We start from the raw sequence: 20,254 nt of genomic DNA on the forward strand, positions 1-20,254 counted from the left end.
CGGTGCGGGTGGCGGGTCAGCGGCGGTGGGCGGCCGAGCGTGGCTGGCGCGGGTACGGGAACAGCCGGGGCCGGCGCTTGGCGGCGACGTCCTCGATCCAGCCGAAGGCGACGATGCACAGGCCGATCAGCGGCCAGGCCAGCAGCATCGGCAGCCACTCGCTGTCCAGCAGCCACGGCACGTTCTCGGCCAGCAGCGGCAGGCCCCAGGTGAGGCCGATCAGGCTGATCGCCGCGGTGATGGCCAGGTTGTGCCAGAGGTAGACGGTGACGGCCCGCGAGTTCAGCAGGCTGATCAGACCGCCCCAGCGGCGCAGCCTCGGCGGCCACTCGTCCCAGGACGGGCTGGCGTTCAGCAGCAGCAGGACGAAGCCGAAGGACCAGACCGCCTGTCCGAGGGTGCTGTCCTCCAGGGTCGCCGGGCCGCCCTGGTCATTGGTGCCGTTCAGCGTCCACCACAGCGCCGCGGCCATCACGAAGGGCACCACCGAGGGGGCGAGGTAGCGCGGGAAGCGGTTGAGCATGCCCTCCTGGTACGCCATGCCGAGCAGCCAGCAGGAGCCGTAGATGGCCAGGCCGTCGACGATGCTGTACAGCTCGGGCCGCAGGTCGACGTAGCCGAGCTCCAGGACGACGCAGAACAGCATCGGCGCGGGCACCACCAGCCACGGCACCCTGCGCATCAGGCGCAGCAGCATCGGCGACAGCAGCACGAACCACAGGTAGGCGCGCAGGTACCAGAGCGGGCCGGCGGCGTGCTCGCCCCAGGCGTGGTCCAGCAGGCCGTGCAGGCCGGGCAGCGGGTCGCCGTACGGCGGGTCGCTCAGCGGCAGGATCCACAGCAGCATCCGGCCCCAGAAACCCGCGGTGCTGTGCCCGGAGGAGGCCGCGGACCACCCCTGCAGCAGCATTCCGGGCACCGCGATGACGCCCATCAGCCACAGCGGCGGCAGCAGGCGGCGCAGCCGGCCGCGGATCACCGAGAGGGTCGGCCGGGCCAGCGAGCGGGCCATCAGCGAGCCGGCCAGCGCGAACATGACGCCCATCGACGGGAAGACGATGGGCAGCCAGGACCACGCGAACATGTGCAGGAACACCACGCGGACGAGCGCCAGCGCCCGCAGCAGGTCGAGGTAGCGGTCGCGGCCGGGCGCGGCCCGGACCGGCTGGACCGGCGCGGGCTCGGCGGCCGCCGGCGCGGGAGCGAACGGCCCGCTGCCGGGGGGCGCGTACCCGGGGTGGGCTGGCGCGGTCATGGTGGCCTCTCGGTGGTGGGTGTGGTGGTGGGGCCGGGGCTCAGGCGTTCACGGGGACGTCGACCTCGCCGGTGCGCTGGAGCTTCTGCCAGCGCAGCCGGCCGCCGGTGAGCGCCGTGATCCAGGACTGCAGCAGCACCAGGTACATCAGCTGGCGGTAGACCAGCTGCTGGAGCGGCAGGGTGATCAGGTGCCACGGCTTCTCGCGGTCCAGCCAGAACGCGTACCCGGCGCAGACCAGCTGGACGATCAGGACGGTGAACCAGGCGGCGAGCGTCTTGGGCGCGTCCACGAAGAAGATCCCGTAGACCAGGAAGACGTCGAAGAGCGGGGCCAGCAGCGGGGCGAGCACCATGAACAGGGCCACCAGCGGCAGGCCGACCCGGCCGAACCGGCCGGCCGGCCCGGAGGCCAGGACCGCGCCGCGGTGCTTCCACATCGCCTGCATGGTGCCGTAGCACCAGCGGTAGCGCTGGGACCAGAGCTGGGCCATGCTGCCGGGCGCCTCGGTCCAGGCCCGGGCGTTCTCGGCGTAGACCACCTGCCAGCCGTTGATGTGCAGCGCCATGGTGAGGTCGGTGTCCTCGGCGAGGGTGTCCTCGCTCATCCCGCCGGCCTGCTCCAGCGCCTCGCGGCGGTAGGCGCCGACGGCGCCGGGGACGGTGGGCATGCAGCGCAGCTCGTCGTACATCCGGCGGTCGAGGTTGAAGCCCATCACGTACTCGATGTGCTGCCAGGCACCGATCAGGCTGTCCCGGTTGCCGACCTTGGCGTTGCCGGCGACCGCGCCGACGCCCGGGTCGGCGAACGGCTGCACCAGCTCGCGGACGGTGGAGGGCTCGAACACGGTGTCGCCGTCCATCATCACGATCAGGTCGTGGGTGGCGTGCGCGATGCCGGTGTTGAGTGCGGTGGCCTTGCCGGAGTTGGGCTGGCTGATCACCCGGACGCCGGGCAGGTCCAGCTCCTCGACGATCCGGACGGTGTCGTCGGTGGAGCCGTCGTCGATCACGATCACCTCGATCGGGTGCTCGCTGTCGATCAGGGAGCGCAGGGTGTTGGCGATGCACTCCTGCTCGTTGTAGGCGGGGACCAGCACGGTGGCGGTCTCGGTGACCGGCGGGCCCCAGCCGAACCTCTTGCTGCGGGTGCGCCGGGCGTGCTTGACGGACAGGAAGAGCATCAGCGCGAACCGGCCGAACACCAGGGTGCCGACCAGGGCGAGCAGCACGATCAGGACCGGCATCACCAGCACCGCCGCGTGCGCGAGGCCGAGGAAGAGCTTGCCCTCCCACAGCTGGAACCCGGTGACCTTGGACATCGAGGTCTCGGCGCCGATCGACTCGCTGACGGTGCTGAAGCGGTAGCCCTCGGCCTGGAGCCTGGGCATCACCACCTTGAGCGCGGCCACGGTCTGGGCCCGGTCGCCACCGGCGTCGTGCATCAGCACGATGTGGCCCTCACCGGCCTTCTTGGGCATCGCGGCGGCGACGATCGCGTCCACGCCCGGGCGCTGCCAGTCCTCGGTGTCCTCGTCGATGAACGCGGTGACGTACCCGCGGTCGGCGAGCTTCTTCAGCACCGGCCAGGTCAGGTCGTCCAGCGCGGACGCGTCGGAGGAGTACGGCGGGCGGAACAGCGCGCTGTGCACGCCGGCGACGCCGGCCAGGGCCAGCTGGGTCTGGGCCATCTCCCAGGTGATCCGGCGGTCCGACTGGAGGGTGAAGTCCGGGTGGGTGAAGGAGTGCAGACCGATCTCGTGGCCGTCCGCGATGATCCGCCGGATCAGGTCCGGGTGGCGGGTCACCATCGAGCCGGTCACGAAGAAGGTGGCCTTGGCGTGGTACTGGGCGAGGACGTCGAGGATCTGCGGCGTCCACTGCTCGTCGGGGCCGTCGTCGAAGGTCAGGGCCATGGTGTGGTCCTGCGCCCGGTAGTTGCGCGGGGCGCCCGGCCCGCGGGCGTCGATGACCGGGCCGCCGGTCAGCAGGTCGGGCGGGACGGTGGTCTTGTCGACGGACACGTTGATCCGGGCGTCGTGGAAGACCTCGTTGGTCACCAGACCGCGCAGCAGCAGGGTGGCGAGCAGGGTGAGCAGCACCACCGTGGGCAGGCTGAATCGCAGGGGCGGGACGGCGCGGCGGCGCGGGCGGCTGGCCGCTCGCCTGCCTCGGGTTCGCAGCATGGCTGTGGTCCTTGGTACGGCAACCTAGCGGGGCTTGGCGGCGGAGCTGGCGGATCGGGGGGTGACCGCGGTGTTGGCGGCACCGGCACCGGTGGACGCGGTGGCGGGCTTGGCCGAGGCGGTCGCGGGCTTCGCCGCGCCGGTCGGTCTACCGGTGGCGGGGGCGGTCGCCGCGCCGGTGGCGGGGGCGGACGCGGTGGGCTTGCCGGTGGTCTTCGCCGGGCCCGCGGACGGGGAGGCGGTGGGGGAGGCCGTCGCGGCGGCGGTCGGCGCGGCGGTGCCGGACTCGGCCAGCACCTTCTGCTCGCCGCTGCCCGCTGTGCGGGTCGGTATCGGCATGGCGGGCGCCTGCGCGTTGGACCCGGCGACGGTGGTCAGGGCGGTGACCGCGAAGCCTGCGCAGGCCAGTCCGGCGATCCAGCCCAAGCCGCGCAGCGCGCGGCCGCGCCGCCCGCTCTGGTCGACGAAGACGGCCTTCGGGATCTCGGTGTGCACCTGGACCCGCTCGACCCGCCGGGCATCCGGTTCCACCGCAGCCGGGACTGTCACCCAGGGTGACCGAAGCTGGAGCGTTTCCTCATGCCGCAGATACGCGTCGGGCGGGTCCTCGGGTATGCGGTAACGCGGATTGGTCACGGTACGCAGTCAACTTTCGCAGCCGCGCGCCGGATCGAAAGACGTCGACCGCGAGCGGAAAGGGTACGGGTGCGCACGGAGGCCCCCGCACCCCGGCGGCATCGCGGGGCGACTCGTCCGCTTTTCGGACGGCCCCCCTTCGCGCTGCGGTCGAAAGCTACCTCACAAACCTGGGAATATTCTGTGAGAGTTGGCCCTATTTGCCCGCTTTTGGAATCGATCGCAATGAAGTCGTGACCGATTTCCTGGAACTTTTACGGGCCCCCGTCAAGCGCTAGGCGAGCTCCAGTGCGAGGTAGAAGTCGACCCGGTCCTCCAGCCGGGAGAGATCACGACCCGTCAACTCCTCGATGCGGCCGATCCGGTAACGCAGGGTGTTCACGTGCACGTGCAGCTGGGCCGCGCAGCGGGTCCACGAACCGTCCGAGCGCAGGAAGGCCTCCAGCGTCCTGACCAGATCCGCCTGGTGCTCGATGTCGTAGGCGATGACGCGGTCCAGCAACCGGCTGCGGAACGCCCGGCGGACCTCGTCCGGCACCGCGGCCAGCAGCAGGACGTGCGAGGCGAGCTCCTCGGGGCCGGCCACGCAGACCCGGCCGATCCGGGCGGCGGCGATCCGGCGGGCGTGCCGGGCCTCCTCCAGGGCGCCGCGCAGACCACCCGCCTCGCCGGCCGGGGCGCAGACACCCACGGTGATCCGGCCCTCCGAACCGAGGCCGGCCTCCAGCGGGGCGAGCAGTTCGCGCAGCGCCTCCGCGGGCACCGCCGCGTCGAGAGCGGGCAGGACGCCGACCGCGCCGTTGCCGGAGCCGGCCACCAGGGCGCGGTCCGAGGCGTCGCCGAGCGCCTCCTCCAGGATCGTGCGCAGCACGCCGTCGGGCAGGCCGGTGCTCTCGGCGCTGAGCACCAGCCAGGTGCCGCCGCCGTTCGCGGGCTCCGCCCCGGCGCCCTCGTACCGGACGGCCATCGCCGAGGAGGCGTGCAGGGCACGGCTGATCTCGGCCGGATCGGCGTCCCGCTGCAGCAGGGTCAGCACCTCGTCGGCGAGCCGGCGCCGCAGCCGGCGGCCCTCGTCACGGCGGGTCCGCTCGGCGGCGACCAGCCGGGCCAGGTTCTCGGCGAGCTGCTGGCGCTTGCCGGTCCACTCGGTGACGTCGCCGGCGACCGCCAGTACCCAGTCGGCCAGCGGGCTCTCCTCGGCCGGGTCGACGGCGGCGGGCAGCAGCGAGTACGAGCCGGAGATCAGCCGGGCCCGGTGCGGGGGCCGGCGACGCTGGCGCTGGGCGGCCAGGTGGGTGCGGGCCAGCTGGTCGCGGTCCTCCGCGGTGAGCCGGTCGGCCGGTCCCGCGATCACCCGGCCGGTGGGCGTGAGCACCCAGCAGTCCAGGTCGAGGTCGCCGCCGAGCAGGTCGAGCACGGCGTCCAGGCCGCCGCCGCCGGCGGCGGAGACCAGCATCCGGTGACGGTCGACCAGGGCGGCCAGGTCGGCGGCGCGGTCGGCCGACACCTGGCGGCCGACGAACTCGGTGACGGCGCCGAAGGCGATGTGGTCGGGGACGGCGAGCAGCGGCATCCGGTGCCGCGCGCAGGCGTCGATCAGGTCCGCCGGCACCGGGCCGACCTCGGCCTCGCCCGCCGCCAGCGCGACCGCCCCACCGGCCACGATGGTGCGCACGAAGCGCTCCGAGTCCTCGGCGGAGGTGCGCCACAGCATGCCGGTGAGCACCAGTTCGCCGCCGTGCAGGTACCGGCCCGGGTCGTGCAGGTCGGTGGTCATGACGCCGCTGACCTGCCGGTCCAGCTCGTCCTCGGCGGCGAGCAGCCGGAGCCCGAGGGTCCCGGGGGCGAGCAGGTCACGGACACGCATCCGCAGACTCCTTCGTCTGGAGGGTGGGGGTCTGGTGGGTGTGGGGGCTCACAGTGTGCCCCAGCCGACGGCCTCGGCGTTACGTCTCAAGAGGGACCCGGGTCACAGGGTCGTAGCGCCGCCGTCACGGCCGGATTACGGTCGTACTGAGCGGTCCGCAACCGCTTGGACTGGGCCGTTGCCCTCGTTAGAGGAACGTACAGGATGCCGGGCGGCACCACCGCCGGGGCTTCATGCCATCGGTGACTGCCTACGGGTGGGCGGTCGGAGGTTCACTGGCCACACGCCGCCGGACACACCCCGGTGACCAGGACTCAACGCCTCGGCAACGGGGCGGTAGCAGAGTCCGAGATCCGCGGGCAGGAACTCCGTGCAGCCGCCTCCGAACGGGCGAGCGACCGGGTTCCGGGCACTGTGCCCAACCGTTCTGGTAGGCGACGACTTGAGGAGACACCCGCATGGAGTTCCTTCGGCCCGCTACGTGGGACGAGGCACTCGCGGCGAAGGCTGAGTACCCGACCGCGCTGCCGATCTCGGGTGGCACGGACGTCATGGTCGAGATGAATTTCGACGTGCACCGGCCATCCGCGATTCTCGACCTGAACCGCATCACCGAGCTCACCGAATGGTCGAACGACGGCGATGTCGTCCGCCTCGGCGCAGCCGTGCCGTACACCCGGATCATCGACGAGCTGTCCGGGCCGCTGCCCGGGCTGGCGCTGGCCTCGCACACCGTGGGCTCCCCGCAGATCCGCAACCGCGGCGGCGTGGGCGGCAACCTCGGCGGTGCGTCCCCCGCCGGCGACGCGCACCCCGCGCTGCTGGCGGCCGGCCGTGACGTGTTCGTCGAGGCCGCCTCGGTCCGCGGGACCAGGATGATCGCGATCGACGACTTCTACGTCGGGGTCAAGCGGAACTCGCTGGAGCAGGACGAGCTGATCCGCGCCGTCCACATCCCGGTGGCGGACGGCCCGCAGCAGTTCTCCAAGATCGGCACCCGCAACGCGATGGTCATCGCGGTCTGCGCCTTCGGTTTCGCGCTGCACCCGAAGAACGGCACCGTCGGCACCGGGATCGGTTCGGCCGCCCCCACGCCGCGCCGCGCCGTGGCGGCCGAGGAGTACCTCCAGGGCGTGCTCGCCGAGCGCGGGCTGTGGGAGTCGGGCGAGCTGCTCGGCGCCGAGGTGATCCAGCAGTTCGGCGAACTGGTGAAGGCCGCCGCGTCCCCGATCGACGACGTCCGCGGCACCGCCGACTACCGCCGGCACTCGCTGGCCGTGATGGCCCGCCGCACCCTGACCTGGACGTGGAACGACTACAGCAAGCAGATCAGGAGCGCGGCATGAGGGTCACTTTCACCGCCAACGGCAAGCCGGTCGAGGCCGACGACGTGTGGGAGGGCGAGAGCCTCCTGTACGTGCTGCGCGAGCGCGTCGGCCTGCCGGGCTCCAAGAACGCCTGCGAGCAGGGCGAGTGCGGTTCCTGCACCGTCTACCTGGACGGCATCCCGGTCTGTTCCTGTCTGGTCGCGGCCGGCCAGGTGCAGGACCGCGAGGTCCGCACCGTCGAGGGCCTCGCCGACGAGGACGGCGAGCTGGGCCTGGTCCAGCAGGCGTTCATCGACGCCGGCGCCGTCCAGTGCGGGTTCTGCACCCCCGGCCTGCTGGTGCAGACCGACGCGCTGCTGGAGCAGGACGCCCAGCCCAGCGACACGGACATCCGTGAGGCGCTGTCGGGCAACCTGTGCCGCTGCACCGGTTACGAGAAGATCATGGACGCGGTGCGGCTCGCTTCCGCCCGCACGTGCGCGAAGGCGGCCTCCGAATGAGCACTCGCACCATCCAGGGTCAGAAGAACCTCCAGGACATCCGGCAGGCGAGCAAGGACGGCATCGGCGGCTCGCCGCTGCGTCCGGACGGCACCCTCAAGGTCAGGGGCGAGTTCGCGTACTCGTCGGACCTGTGGCACGAGGACATGCTCTGGGGCACCGCGCTGCGCTCGCCGCACCCCCGGGCCAACATCCTCGGCGTGGACATCTCGGAGGCGCTCAAGCTGCCGGGCGTCTACGCGGTGCTGACGCACGAGGACATCCCGGGCTCCAAGTTCTACGGCCTGGAGATCCAGGACCAGCCGGCGCTGGCGATCGACAAGGTCCGCTACCACGGTGAGGCGATCGCGCTGGTCGCGGCCGACCACCCGGAGACGGCCCGCCGTGCGGTGAAGAAGATCAAGGTCGAGTACGAGGTGCTCACCCCGATCGTCACCGAGGAGCAGTGCCTCGCGCCCGAGATCCACGGCTACGTGCACGAGCCGCACGAGTTCAAGTCGCACGGCTACGGCAACATCTGCCACGAGCAGCGGCTGGTCTCCGGGCTCGGGGTGACCGACGAGGTACGGGCGATGGCGGACGTCGTCGTCAGCGGCACCTACGAGGTCGGCATGCAGGACCAGGCCTTCCTCGGCCCGGAGTCCGGCCTGGCGGTGCCCGCCGAGGACGGCGGCATCGACCTCTACGTCGCCACCCAGTGGCTGCACGTGGACCGCCAGCAGATGGCCCCCGTGCTCGCCCTGCCGGAGGAGAAGGTCCGCCTCACCCTGGCGGGCGTCGGCGGCGCCTTCGGCGGCCGCGAGGACCTGTCGATGCAGATCCACGCCTCGCTGCTGGCCCTGCACACCGGCAAGCCCGTCAAGATCGTCTACGCCCGGGACGAGTCCTTCTTCGGCCACGTGCACCGCCACCCCGCGAAGATGTTCTACGAGCACGGCGCCACCCGCGACGGCAAGCTGGTCTTCGCCGACTGCCGGATCGTGCTGGACGGCGGCGCGTACGCCTCCGCCTCGCCCGCGGTCGTCGGCAACGCCGCCTCGCTCGGCCACGGGCCGTACGTGATCCCCAACGTGAAGATGCACGCCATCGCGCTCTACAGCAACAACCCGAGCTGCGGCGCGATGCGCGGCTTCGGCGCGGTGCAGGCCGCCTTCGGCTACGAGACCCAGATGGACCGGCTGGCGGCCGAGCTCGGGATGGACCCGGTCGAGCTGCGCCAGCTGAACGCGATGGCCGAGGGCGACCGCCTGCCCACCGGCCAGCAGATCGACTCGCCGGCCCCGGTCGCCGAACTCCTCCAGCGGGTCAAGGACATGCCGCTGCCGCCGCCGCTGGACCTCGACAACCTCGACGTCCGCACGCTGCCCGGCGCGCTGTCCAACACCTCGCACGGCGAGGGCATCGTCCGCGGCATCGGCTACTCGGTGGGCATCAAGAACGTCGGCTTCTCCGAGGGCTTCGACGACTACTCCACCGCCCGGGTCCGCCTGGAGGTCATCGGCGGCGAACCGGTCGCCATGGTGCACACCGCGATGGCCGAGGTCGGCCAGGGCGGGGTCACCGTGCACGCCCAGATCGCCCGCACCGAGCTGGGCGTCGAGCAGGTCACCATCCACCCGGCCAACACCGAGGTCGGCTCGGCGGGCTCCACCTCCGCCTCCCGGCAGACCTACATGACCGGCGGTGCGGTGAAGCTCGCCGCCGAGGCGGTCAAGCAGGCGCTGATCGCGAAGGGCCGCCGGCGCTACGGCTGGACCCAGAACGACATCGACCTGGCCGGCGGCAAGGTGGTCTCCGCGTCCGCCGGTGCGCTGATCTCGATGGTGGACCTGCTCGGCGACGAGGCGATCGACCTCACCCGCGAGCACCACCACCGCCCGACCGTCCCCTTCGACAAGGAGACCGGGCAGGGCTTCGGCCACGTCCAGTACACCTTCTGCGCCAACCGCGCGGTGGTCGACGTGGACGTCGAGCTGGGCCTGATCAAGGTGGTCGAGCTGACCGCGGCCCAGGACGTCGGCAAGGCGCTGAACCCGCTGTCGGTGGTCGGCCAGATCCAGGGCGGCTGCACCCAGGCGCTCGGCCTGGCCGTGATGGAGGAGATCATCGTCAAGGACGGGAAGGTGCGCAACGCGTCCTTCACCGACTACCTGATCCCCACCATCCTGGACACCCCGCCGATCCCGGTGGACATCCTGGAACTGCCCGACCCCAACGCCCCGTACGGGCTGCGCGGTGTCGGCGAGGCCCCCACCGTCTCCGCCACCCCGTCGATCGTCGCCGCGATCCGACAGGCCACCGGCATCGCCCTGAACCGCATCCCGGTCCGGCCCGAGCACCTCACCGGGACGCTGTAGCCCCCCACCACCAGACCTCCCCGGGGCGGCGACCGTCTTCCCCACCGCCCCGGGGCAGCACCACCACGGACGGCTCCACAAGAGGAACCCAGCGCACCACCCACCGGCGCACCACCCACACGCGACCGACGTGCACCATCCCGCTGCCTCTCCCACGCCGGGGCTCTGCAGCGGTGCGCACCACCCCGCGCCGCAGCCCACCGCACGTGCACATCGTGAGTCGAACAGTCCCCCTGCGCCTGCTCCTATGCCCGGCAAACAGGTCGGCTCGCCCACCCCAACCCCCTTTGAACCTTGGGAGTGGACATGACCCGGATCCCCACGGAGCCCGGCACCACTGAAGAAGCACCCGCCGCCGACGAGCCCCTCACCTCGCCACCGGCAACCGCCCCGCCGAGAAACGCGCTGGACGCCTACTTCAAGATCTCCGCCCGGGGCTCCAGCCTCGGCAACGAGCTCCGCGGCGGCCTGACCACGTTCATGGCGATGGCGTACATCGTCCTGCTGAACCCGATCATCCTGAGCGGCGCCGACGTCAACGGCCTCAAGCTGGACCACGCGCAGCTCACCACGGCGACCGCGCTGGCGGCGGCGGTGACCACGATCCTGATGGGCGTGGTCGGCAACGTCCCGCTGGCGGTGGCGGCGGGCCTGTCGGTCTCCGGCGCGATATCCGCGATGGTCGTCCCGCACACCACCTGGCCGCAGGCCATGGGCCTGTGCGTGATCTACGGTCTGCTGATCGTACTGCTGGTCGTCTCCGGACTGCGCGAGAAGATCATGAACGGCATCCCGCTGCCGCTCAAGCACGCCATCACCATCGGCATCGGCCTGTTCGTGGCGCTGATCGGCCTGGTCAAGGCGGGCTTCGTGCACACCGGCGGCCCGACCCCGGTCTCGCTCGGCGCGTTCGGCGAGCTGTCCGGCTGGCCCGTCCTGGTCTTCTGCCTCACGCTGCTGACGATCTTCGTCCTGCTGGCCCGCAACGTCCGCGGCGCGATCCTGATCGGCATCGCCGGCGGCACCGTCGTGGCGTTCGTGGTCAACGCGGTCGTCGACCTGCCGGCCAGGACCTGGAGCAGCTCCGCCCCGGTGTGGCCGGGCAGCCCGGTCTCGGCCCCGGACTTCGGGCTGTTCGGCAGCGTCGACCTGTTCGGCGCGTTCGGCAGCCACGGACTCGGCGCGATCAGCGCCACGGTCGCGGTCTTCACCCTGGTGCTGGCCGGCTTCTTCGACGCGATGGCCACCATCATCGGCGTCGGCACCGAAGCCGGGCTCGCGGACAGGCAGGGCCGGATGCCGGGCCTGTCCAAGGCCCTGTTCATCGACGGCGCCGGCGGCGCGATCGGCGGCCTGTCCGGCGCCTCCGGCCAGACCGTGTTCGTCGAGTCGGCCACCGGTGTCGGCGACGGCGCCCGCACCGGTCTCGCCTCCACCGTCACCGGCGCGATGTTCGCCCTGATGCTGTTCTTCTCGCCGCTCGCGGCGATCGTCCCGGTCGAGGTCGCCTCCGCCGCCCTGGTGGTGATCGGCTCGATGATGATGAGCCAGGCCCGGCACATCGACTGGTCGGACCGCGAGGTCGCCATCCCGGCCTTCCTCACCTGCGTCCTGATGCCGTTCACCTACAGCATCACCGCCGGTGTCGCCGCGGGTGTCATCTCCTACACGGTCATCAAGGCCGGTACCGGCAAGTGGCGCGAGCCCGGCCCGCTGATGTGGATCCTGACCGGGGTGTTCGTGGTCTACTTCGCGCTCGTCCCGATCAAGGACTGGCTGGGCGTGCACTAGCCACCGCCCGCCCACCCGCCGCGGTACGGGGGCCACCGGCTCCCGTACCGCGGCACCTCCCGTACGACCGTGCACACTGGACTGGTAAGGAGCACCGGACATGCAGGACATCGCCGAGCAGCTGCACGCCTGGCACGCCGCCGGGCGGTCCTTCGCCGTGGCCACCGTGGTCGGGGTCTCCGGCAGCGCGCCGCGGGATCCCGGTGCCGCCCTGGCCGTGGACGCGGCCGGCGAGGCGATCGGCTCGGTCTCCGGCGGCTGCGTCGAGGGCGCGGTGTACGAGCTGTGCCGGGCGGCGATCGAGAGCGGCGAGCCCGTCCTGGAGCGCTTCGGCTACAGCGACGAGGACGCCTTCGCGGTGGGTCTGACCTGCGGCGGCGTCCTGGACGTCTTCGTGCAGCCGGTCGTCCCCGGCACCGACGAGGCCCTGGACGCCGGGATCGCGTTCATCGCCTCCGGCACCCCGGTCGCGCTCGCCCGGGTGGTCGCCGGACCGGCCGGACTGCTCGGCGCCACCGTCGCCGTCACCGCCGACGGCCACCACGGCGCGCTCTCCCCCGCCCCCTCGACCACCGCGCAGCTGGAACGCGCCGTGGTCGCCGAGGCCCGCGCGATGCTGGACGCCGGGCGCACCGGCCGGCTGGTGCTCGGCCTCGACGGCCGCCCGTGCGACGACGGGCGGCAGGGCACCGTCACGCTCTTCGTCGAGTCCTACGTCCCGGCCCCCCGGATGCTGGTCTTCGGTGCCATCGACTTCGCCGCCGCCGTGGTGCGGATCGGCAGGTTCCTCGGGTACCGGGTGACGGTCTGCGACGCCCGGCCGGTGTTCGCCACCGCGCGGCGCTTCCCGGACGCCGACGAGGTCGTGGTCGACTGGCCGCACCGCTACCTGGACTCCCAGCTCGACCGGATCGACGGCCGCACCGTGCTGTGCGTACTCACCCACGACGCCAAGTTCGACATCCCGCTGCTGGAGCGCGCACTGCGGCTGCCGGTCGGCTACGTCGGCGCGATGGGCTCCCGCCGGACCCACCGGGACCGCAACGCCCGGCTGCGCGAGGTCGGTCTGACCGACGCCGAGATCGGCCGGCTGCGCTCACCGATCGGCCTGGACCTCGGTGCCCGCACCCCCGAGGAGACCGCCGTCTCGGTCGCCGCCGAGATCGTCGCCCACCGACGCGGCGGCAGCTGCCTGCCGCTCTCCGCGGGGCACGGCCCGATCCACCACGACCTGACCCGCGCCGAGGCCGCCGAGCGGCCGCGCGAGCGCTCGCACGCGGCCTGACGCCCGGGCCGGGCCGCGGCCTGATCGACATGTGCCGGGCCGGGCCCGGCGGGAGACCGGGAGGCGAGGACCGGTCCGCCGCCCGCCCCGGTGCGGCCCGCCGGTCGCCTTTCCCGGGCGGCCCCACCGGTCCGCACCGGCACCGGGTGCCCGCCCGTGCCGGAAGGACGGCCCGACGATGCGCACCATGATCCAGGTCGAGTTCGACACCGAGACGATGAACCGTCTGATCTCCGACGGCAGTCTGCCCGGGATCATGGAGTCGGTGCTCGGCACCCTCAAGCCGGAGGCCGCCTCCTTCCACCCGTACGCCGGCAGCCGGGCCGCGACGATCGTGGTGGACGTCGCGGACCCGGCCGCGATCGTCGCCGTCTGCGAGCCGTTCCGGCTCCGGATGAATGCCGAGGTGACCCTCACCCCGTGCATGAACGCGGAGGACCTGACCACCGGCCCGAGCCGGATCGACCGCACCTGACGCTTCGTCATCTGCCCGACGCCCCGGTGGCGTCGGGCTCTTCCGTCGGTCCGCACCCCATCCGCACCCCCTCCGGACTCCCTCCCCTCATGATCGGAGATGAAACATGGCGACATCTCCATTCACATCCGTTGACACGCTTGATTGGCCACCGCCATGCTGAGCCAGCTGAAATGACGACCCGTCACCCAGGTGTTCATCTCAGCGATCCTTCACCGCTGCCCACTTGCTCAAGGGGGTGATTCCGCATGAAGAAGATCGCCATCCGCAAGGCCGGCCCGGTCCGCATGACCAGCGCCGCCAAGGCCCTGTACGCGCCGTGGGACTGCATCGTCGTCGCGGTCTGACCCGCGCGGCAGCCCACCGTCGACACCTGTGGAGGGGGGTGCTCCCGCATGAAGAAGATCGCCATCCGCAAGGCCGGCCCGGTCCGCATGACCAGTGCCGCCAAGGCGCTGTACGCGCCGTGGGCGTGCGTGCTCGACGCCTGACCGGCGCCGTTCCGTGGTCCGTACCCGTGAGCCCGTACCCGTGAGCCCGTACCCGTGAGAAGGGGTGTTCCCGCATGAAGAAGATCGCCATCCGCAAGGCCGGCCCGGTCCGCATGACCAGCGCTGCCAAGGCCCTGTACGCGCCTTGGGACTGCATCGTCGTCGCCCAGGCCTGATCCAGTACCGCACCGGGTCGTTCGCGCCTGCCGCGGACGGCCCGGCTCGGTGGTTTCCGCACGCAGGAGGTTCCCTTGCCACCCCGTCCGGACAGCGACACCGCCCGGCACCCGCTGGACCTTCCCCAGCCGATGCACCCGCTGGTCTTCCACGCCGAGGGGGACGACGTCGTGGTGGGCCGAGCCGACACCGACACCTACGTGGTGCTGCCGGTCGACGGCGCCTACCTGGTCCACCTGCTCGCCGAGGGCACGCCGCCCGACCGGGCCGCCGCGGAGTACCGCGAACGCTGGGGCGAGGACGTCGACATCCGGGACCTGCTCGACTCGCTGGACGAGCTGGGCTTCCTGCGCGGCGCGGACGAGAGCGCCGCCGAGGCCCGCCCCGTCCGCCACCAGCGGCTCGGCCGCGCCCTGTTCAGCGCCCCGGCCTGGGTCTGCTACGCCGCCGTGACCGCCCTCTGGCTGGTGGAGAGCATCCGCACCCCGGACCTCCTCCCCGACTACCACCACATCTTCTTCACCCCGTACTACAGCCTCATCGTGCTGTTCCTGCTGGTCGGCCAGACCCCGCTGATCGCCCTGCACGAGGCCTTCCACGCCCTCGCCGGCCGCCGGCTCGGCCTGCACTCCCGGTTCAGCCTCGGGCGCCGGCTGTACTACGTGGTCGCCGAGACCTCGATGGACGGGCTGGTCGCCGTCCCGCGCCGGAAGCGGTACCTGCCGATCCTCGCCGGGATGCTCGCGGACGTGCTCGCGACGGCCGTACTGACCCTGGTCGCCGACCTGCTGCGGCGGCCGGACGGCGGCTACCCCCTGGTGGCCGCGCTCTGCCTGGCCCTGGCCTACGCGACCGTGCTGCGGCTCGCCTGGCAGCTGCTGTTCTACCTGCGCACCGACCTGTACCTGCTGATGACCACCCTGCTCGGCTGCGTCGACCTGCACAGCGCCGCGACGTTCGTGCTGCGCCGGCGGATCCGCCGGCTCGCCGGCCGCCCGGCCGAGGACGACTCGCACCTGCACCCCACCGACCTGCGGGTGGCCCGCTGGTACAGCTGGTTGATGGTGTTCGGCTACGCGTTCACCATCCTGCTCGGCGTCACCACCGCCGTTCCGATGGCCTACCAGGTGGTGGCCGGCGTGCTCGGCCGGTTCACCGGCGGCGGCTCCACCGTCGGACTGCTCGACTCCGCCACCGTGCTCACCCTCAGCATCGCCCAGCTCGCCGTGGCCGGCGCCATCGCCCTGCGGGACCGCCGCGCGGCCCGCGCCACGCCGGCCGCCCGGGCCGTCTGACCGGGCCGTCCGGCCCGACCGTCGGCCGTCCGAACGGCGTCCCCTCCCGTCCCCGTCCCCGTCCCCGTCCTACGAAAGGCAGCACCGACATGGCCGAGCACCGGCACCACTGGATCCGGGCCACCCACCGCAGCGACGCGGCCGACGCCCGCACCGGTCTGGGCCTGCCCGAGGTGCTGGCCACCGTGAGCGCGCACCGGCGGCTGCGCGGACCGTACACCGCCGTCGGCAGCATCCTGCGGGCCGTCGTCCCGGACGCGCTGGAGCGCTGTCCCGAGGCGGTGGCCCGGCACGACGTCGAGATCCTCTCCACCGCGCCCGAGCTGCGTCCGGTCGTCCGGGCCACCCGGGAGACGCTGACCTCGCTCGCCATCCCCAAGGAGCGCACCCGGTTCTACTCCCGGCTGCGCACCCTGCGGATCACCCACGGCCTGGTCGAGTTCCTCACCGCGTACGTCCGCTCGCTCGACGACGGTCCGCGCACCCTGGTCGTCGAGGACGTGCAGCACGCCGACCCGACCGACCAGGAGTTCCTCGCGGTCCTGCTGCGCCGCGCCGACCCCGCGCTGATCACCGTCGTGATCGGCACCGGCCCCGACGCCCCGGCCGGGCCCGACGGACCGGTCGAGACGCCGCTGGCGCCCGCCCTCGCCACCCACTGCGCCGCGCTCGACGTGCCCGACCGGGACGCCGACGCGCGGCCGCTGCCCGCCGACCCGGCCCGCGCCTGGGTGGACGGCGACGGCACCTCGGACGACCCCCGCACCGAGCAGGCCTACCTGGCCCTCCCGGCCGAGCGGCGGGCCGCCCTGCACGACGAGCGGTACCGCGAACTCGCCGCGCTCGGCGAGGAGTCCCTCGCCCGCGGCGCCCTCACCTGGCACGCCCAGCACGGCGGCGACCCGACGGGCACCGGCATCCCCGCCCTGCGGCGGGCCCTGGACACCTGCATCGACCTCGGCTTCTACCACGCCACCGTCGAGCTCGGCGAGCGCGGACTGACCCTCACCGGGCCGGACCAGGACCTGGACGCCTGGTGGGCCTTCACCACCAAGATGACCACCTCGCTGGCCGCCCTGGGTCTGCCCGAGCGTTCGCTCCCCTTCTACACCGAGGCCCGCGCGCTCTCCACCCACCCGCTGGTGCACATGCAGGCCGCCTACGCGACCTCGATGCTGTACACCCGTCACTTCGGCGCCGAGGAGCGCGACCACCTGGTCGCCCGGGGCTGGATCAACCTGGCGATCGCCCTGGCCGAACAGCTCCCCGACGCCAAGGAGCGGGTCGCCCGGGCGGTCTTCAACCGCAACGGGCTCGCCCTGATCGAACTGCACCAGGGCAACCTGGCGGGCGCGCTCACCCTGCTCGACAGCTGCCTCGCCAAGCTGGACGAGACCCTGGACCCGGACGAGCACGCCCTGCACCGCTCGGTCCTGCGGCACAACCGGGCCCAGGTCACCGGGCAGCTCGGCCTGCACGAGGAGTCGATCGCGGACTTCACCGAGGTCATCGCGCTCGACCCCAACTACGCCGAGTACCACTTCGACCGCGGCATCGCCTTCCGGGGTCTGGGCCGCCCCGTCGAGGCGCTCGCCGACTTCGAGCAGGCCGTCCGACTGTCGCCGCCGTTCCCCGAGGCCTACTACAACCGAGCCGACGTCCGCGCCGAACTCGGAGACCTGGAAGGGGCGGTGGACGACTTCGGGTACGTCCTGGAACTCGACCCGGCGTTCCCCGACGCGCATCTCAACCGGGCCGGCCTGCTGCTCGCGCTCGGCCGCCTCCAGGACGCCTGGCAGGACGCCGAGACCGGCCTGTCGCTCGCGCCGAACAGCCCCGAACTGTGGTGCCTGAAGGCCCAGTTGCACATCGAGGCCGGGGCCGCGGACGAGGCCGTCCGGGCGCTCGGGTTCGCCCTGGCCGCCGTCCCCGACTACGCCCCGGCCTGGGCGCTGCGCGGCGGACTCGCCTACGAGCAGGGCGATCTGCCCGCCGCGCTCGACTCGCTGGAGCGGGCCGCCGAGCTCTCCCCCGACCCGGAGATCCGCTTCAACCTGGCGGTCGTCCTGCGGGAGTCCGGCCGGGCCGGGCGCGCCGTCGAGCTCCTGGACGCGCTGCTCGCCGAGGACGAGGACCCGGACGTCCGCGCCGAACGCGACCGCTGCCTCGCGGCGGGCTGACGGTCCGCCGGGCGGCGCGCCCGGCACCGCTCGATCCGCACCAACTGTGCACCGAGCCCGCACCACCCCACGGTATCCGCGCCAGGTCGGCGCCAACTACGATGTCCCGGGAACAATCCCGACTCCAGCTGTGCTCACCCGGCCGGCGTGGGACCGTGAGGGAGGCGCTTTGACTGGTCCGGACCTTGACCCGCCCACACTCAGCGACCGGATCGACCGTCTGTTCCAGGTCGTCCGTCGGCCGAGTGGCGAGCCGTACAGCCACGAGGAGGTCGCCCGCGCCTGTCGCGAGGCCAGCGGGGAGACGTTTTCGGCCACTTATCTCTGGCAGTTGCGCACCGGTCGCAGGGACAACCCGACCAAGCGTCACCTGGAGGCGCTGGCCCAGTTCTTCCAGGTCCCGCCCTCGTACTTCTTCGACGACGAGCAGAGCGACCGGATCACCGAGGAGCTCGCGCTGCTCGGCGCGATGCGCAACGCCGGCGTCCGGGAGGTCGCGCTGCGCGCCGTCACCCTGTCCCCCGAAGGGCTGGGCACCATCAGCGACATGATCGAGGCGATCGCGCGCAGAGAGGCCAGATCACAGCGGTCGGAGTGATATCTCCCGTCCGGCGCCCGCGCCTAGGATCGGGGGCTGTTGGTCGGACGGCAGGGTGGGAGTGGCGATGGCAGCAGCGGACCGGCACGGCAGAGGGCTCTGGCGGCGGTGTCAGCAGCTGGTCTCCGACGCCCCGCTGCCCGTGCCCTTCGAGATCACCGGCTTCCTCCGCGCGCTCTCCGTACAACTGGACCGGCCGATCGAGCTGATCCCGCTGCCGGCCGGGGTCCGGGCCCCGTGCGGGCTGCTGGTCAGCACCGACCGGGCCGACTACATCGGCTTCCCGACCGACACCACCCCGCTGCACCAGCAGCACATCGTGCTGCACGAGGTCGGCCACCTGCTCTGCGGCCACCGCGGCGGGCTCGCCGCGGCCGACGACGCCACGGCCGGGCCGCTCTTCCCGCATCTGTCCGGCGAGCTGATCCGGCGCGTGCTGGGCCGCACGGTCTACAGCGAGGTGCAGGAGCAGGAGGCCGAACTCTTCGCCTCGCTGGCGCTGCACCGCACCAGCCGGGCCCGGCCCGCCTCCCCCGCCGGGCGGGCCCGCCAGGCCGACCGGCTCGGTTCGATCTTCGACCGGCCGGCCCGATGGGGTTCCTGTCCGTGATCGACCTCGCGGCCGTGGTGGCCTGCCTGGTGACCCTGCTCGGCATCGTCGTCCGGCTCCACCAGGTCCGCGGCAGCCGCCTGCGCGCGGGCACCTGGTACCTGGTCGCGTTCGCGCTGTGCATGGCCCTCGCGATGGCCTCGCTCGCCCCCTCGGTGTCCGGGAGCGCCCGCGAACACCCGCCCTGGGCCCTCGGACTGGCACTCGCGGGCGGTGAACTCAAGCTCGCGGCCCAGGGGTTCCTCGCCCTGCTGGCGCTCTCGGTGGAACCGCCCGAACGCGGACGCGGACTGATCAGGCGTCAGGCCGCCGGAACGGTCGCGGTGATGGCGGTCGCCGCGGTGGCCTTCCTCAACGCGGGAGCCGTACCGGCGGTCGGCGGCCTCTACGTCGCCGTGTCCGGCCGGCCCGCGCTGACCTGCTACAACGCCCTGTTCACCGCGCACTCCGTCTGGTGCCTCGCGGTCTTCCTGCTGCTGATCGGCCGGGCCGCCCGGCAGGTCGACGACCGCCTGCTGCGGACCGGTCTGCGGCTGGTGCTCGCGGGCGCCTTCGTCGGGCTCGTCTGGGCGGTCCTGAGCATCGGGCCGCTGCTGGACGCCCTCACCACCGGCCACCAGCTCACCCGCGAGGACCGGATCTCGGCCACCGCCAGCGTGCTGGCCCTCACCCTCGGCATCGGCGGTGCCACCCTCACCGGCTGGGCGGGCCTGTCCGCCCGGCCGTTCCGCTGGCTGCGCGCCTGGTACCGCTACCGCAGGCTGACCCCGCTGTGGTGCGCGCTGCACTCCGCCGTCCCCGGGATCGCCTTCGACGCCGCCGCCGGCCGCCGCCGGCTGCCCAGGGACGCCGAGTTCGCGCTGTACCGGCGGATCATCGAGATCCGGGACGCGCAACTCGCCCTGCGGCCCCACCTGCACCCCGAGGCGGCCGCCTGGGCGGCGGCCGAGGCCACCGCGCGGGAGCGCGCCGACCCCGTCCGGCTGGCGGCCACCGTGGAGGCGGCGGTCCTGGCCACCGCCCTGGAGGCGGCGGCCGCGGGCCGGAGCAGGACGGCCGCGGCGGGCGGCGGTTACGTCCCCCGGGAGACGCCCGCCGACCCGGACGCGGAGGCCGCCTGGCTCTGCCGGGTCGCGGACGCGTTCCGGTGCTCGGCCACCGTCCGCCGGCTGCGCGGCCGCGCCCGCGAGGAGCTCACCGGTCCCTGAGCCTGCCCCCGAGGCC

The 20,254-nt window shown here is 72.8% G+C and carries 15 protein-coding genes; 11 read left to right on the plus strand and 4 right to left on the minus strand.

Annotated features, from left to right (window positions below):
- Positions 1–16 precede the first annotated feature (16 nt).
- The 4 genes from ACIOFR_RS04720 to ACIOFR_RS04735 all read right to left on the minus strand — a co-directional run bounded on the left by ACIOFR_RS04720 (position 17) and on the right by ACIOFR_RS04735 (position 5,943).
- A complete protein-coding gene (locus ACIOFR_RS04720) occupies positions 17–1,255 on the minus strand; it encodes an acyltransferase family protein (protein WP_400992423.1) in 1,239 nt (412 codons plus the stop codon).
- A gap of 40 nt (positions 1,256–1,295) precedes the next feature.
- Positions 1,296–3,440, minus strand: a complete 2,145-nt coding sequence (locus tag ACIOFR_RS04725; protein ID WP_400992424.1) for a bifunctional polysaccharide deacetylase/glycosyltransferase family 2 protein — start codon at positions 3,438–3,440, stop codon at positions 1,296–1,298.
- 24 nt (positions 3,441–3,464) lie between these two features.
- Entirely contained in the window at positions 3,465–3,971 is a 507-nt protein-coding gene (locus ACIOFR_RS04730; RefSeq protein WP_400992426.1) for a hypothetical protein, read from the minus strand.
- Between the two features lie 379 nt (positions 3,972–4,350).
- Positions 4,351–5,943: a PucR family transcriptional regulator gene (locus ACIOFR_RS04735; RefSeq protein WP_400992427.1), complete on the minus strand. Its 1,593-nt coding sequence runs from the start codon at positions 5,941–5,943 to the stop codon at positions 4,351–4,353.
- Between the two features lie 458 nt (positions 5,944–6,401).
- Here ACIOFR_RS04735 and ACIOFR_RS04740 point away from each other — a divergent pair, with 458 nt between their 5' ends.
- The 11 genes from ACIOFR_RS04740 (at position 6,402) to ACIOFR_RS04790 (ending at position 20,238) form a co-directional block, all read left to right on the plus strand.
- Complete coding sequence (locus ACIOFR_RS04740) at positions 6,402–7,289, plus strand: FAD binding domain-containing protein (RefSeq protein ID WP_400992429.1); 888 nt, start codon at positions 6,402–6,404, stop codon at positions 7,287–7,289.
- On the plus strand, positions 7,286–7,771 hold the full coding sequence (locus ACIOFR_RS04745; protein ID WP_400992430.1) for a (2Fe-2S)-binding protein: 486 nt from the start codon (positions 7,286–7,288) through the stop codon (positions 7,769–7,771). The genes ACIOFR_RS04740 and ACIOFR_RS04745 overlap by 4 nt, the downstream gene beginning before the upstream one ends.
- Positions 7,768–10,128 carry a xanthine dehydrogenase subunit D gene (gene pucD / locus ACIOFR_RS04750; protein ID WP_400992432.1) on the plus strand — a complete coding sequence of 787 codons (2,361 nt, stop codon included), beginning with the start codon at positions 7,768–7,770 and terminating at the stop codon, positions 10,126–10,128. Before ACIOFR_RS04745 ends, pucD begins: the two co-directional genes overlap by 4 nt.
- 306 nt (positions 10,129–10,434) lie before the next feature.
- Complete coding sequence (locus tag ACIOFR_RS04755) at positions 10,435–11,919, plus strand: NCS2 family permease (RefSeq protein WP_400992433.1); 1,485 nt, start codon at positions 10,435–10,437, stop codon at positions 11,917–11,919.
- A 100-nt stretch (positions 11,920–12,019) separates the two neighbouring features.
- Positions 12,020–13,204, plus strand: coding sequence for an XdhC family protein (locus ACIOFR_RS04760; RefSeq protein ID WP_400992435.1), 1,185 nt, complete (start codon positions 12,020–12,022; stop codon positions 13,202–13,204).
- Positions 13,205–13,382: 178 nt separating this feature from the next.
- A complete protein-coding gene (locus tag ACIOFR_RS04765; RefSeq protein ID WP_400992437.1) occupies positions 13,383–13,679 on the plus strand; it encodes a hypothetical protein in 297 nt (98 codons plus the stop codon).
- Between the two features lie 742 nt (positions 13,680–14,421).
- On the plus strand, positions 14,422–15,642 hold the full coding sequence (locus ACIOFR_RS04770) for a hypothetical protein (protein WP_400992438.1): 1,221 nt from the start codon (positions 14,422–14,424) through the stop codon (positions 15,640–15,642).
- A gap of 89 nt (positions 15,643–15,731) precedes the next feature.
- The gene (locus ACIOFR_RS04775) at positions 15,732–17,822 is read left to right on the plus strand and encodes a tetratricopeptide repeat protein (RefSeq protein ID WP_400992439.1); all 2,091 of its coding nucleotides are present in this window, start codon (positions 15,732–15,734) and stop codon (positions 17,820–17,822) included.
- A 169-nt stretch (positions 17,823–17,991) separates the two neighbouring features.
- Positions 17,992–18,420 (plus strand): XRE family transcriptional regulator, encoded by a 429-nt coding sequence (locus ACIOFR_RS04780; protein WP_371500963.1) that lies wholly within the window; start codon positions 17,992–17,994, stop codon positions 18,418–18,420.
- A 67-nt stretch (positions 18,421–18,487) separates the two neighbouring features.
- The gene (locus tag ACIOFR_RS04785; protein WP_400992441.1) at positions 18,488–19,030 is read left to right on the plus strand and encodes a ParH-like protein; all 543 of its coding nucleotides are present in this window, start codon (positions 18,488–18,490) and stop codon (positions 19,028–19,030) included.
- Positions 19,027–20,238: an MAB_1171c family putative transporter gene (locus ACIOFR_RS04790; RefSeq protein WP_400992442.1), complete on the plus strand. Its 1,212-nt coding sequence runs from the start codon at positions 19,027–19,029 to the stop codon at positions 20,236–20,238. Before ACIOFR_RS04785 ends, ACIOFR_RS04790 begins: the two co-directional genes overlap by 4 nt.
- Positions 20,239–20,254: the final 16 nt, after the last annotated feature.

The sequence above is a fragment of the Kitasatospora sp. NPDC088346 genome, assembly GCF_044740765.1.
Lineage (GTDB): Bacteria > Actinomycetota > Actinomycetes > Streptomycetales > Streptomycetaceae > Kitasatospora.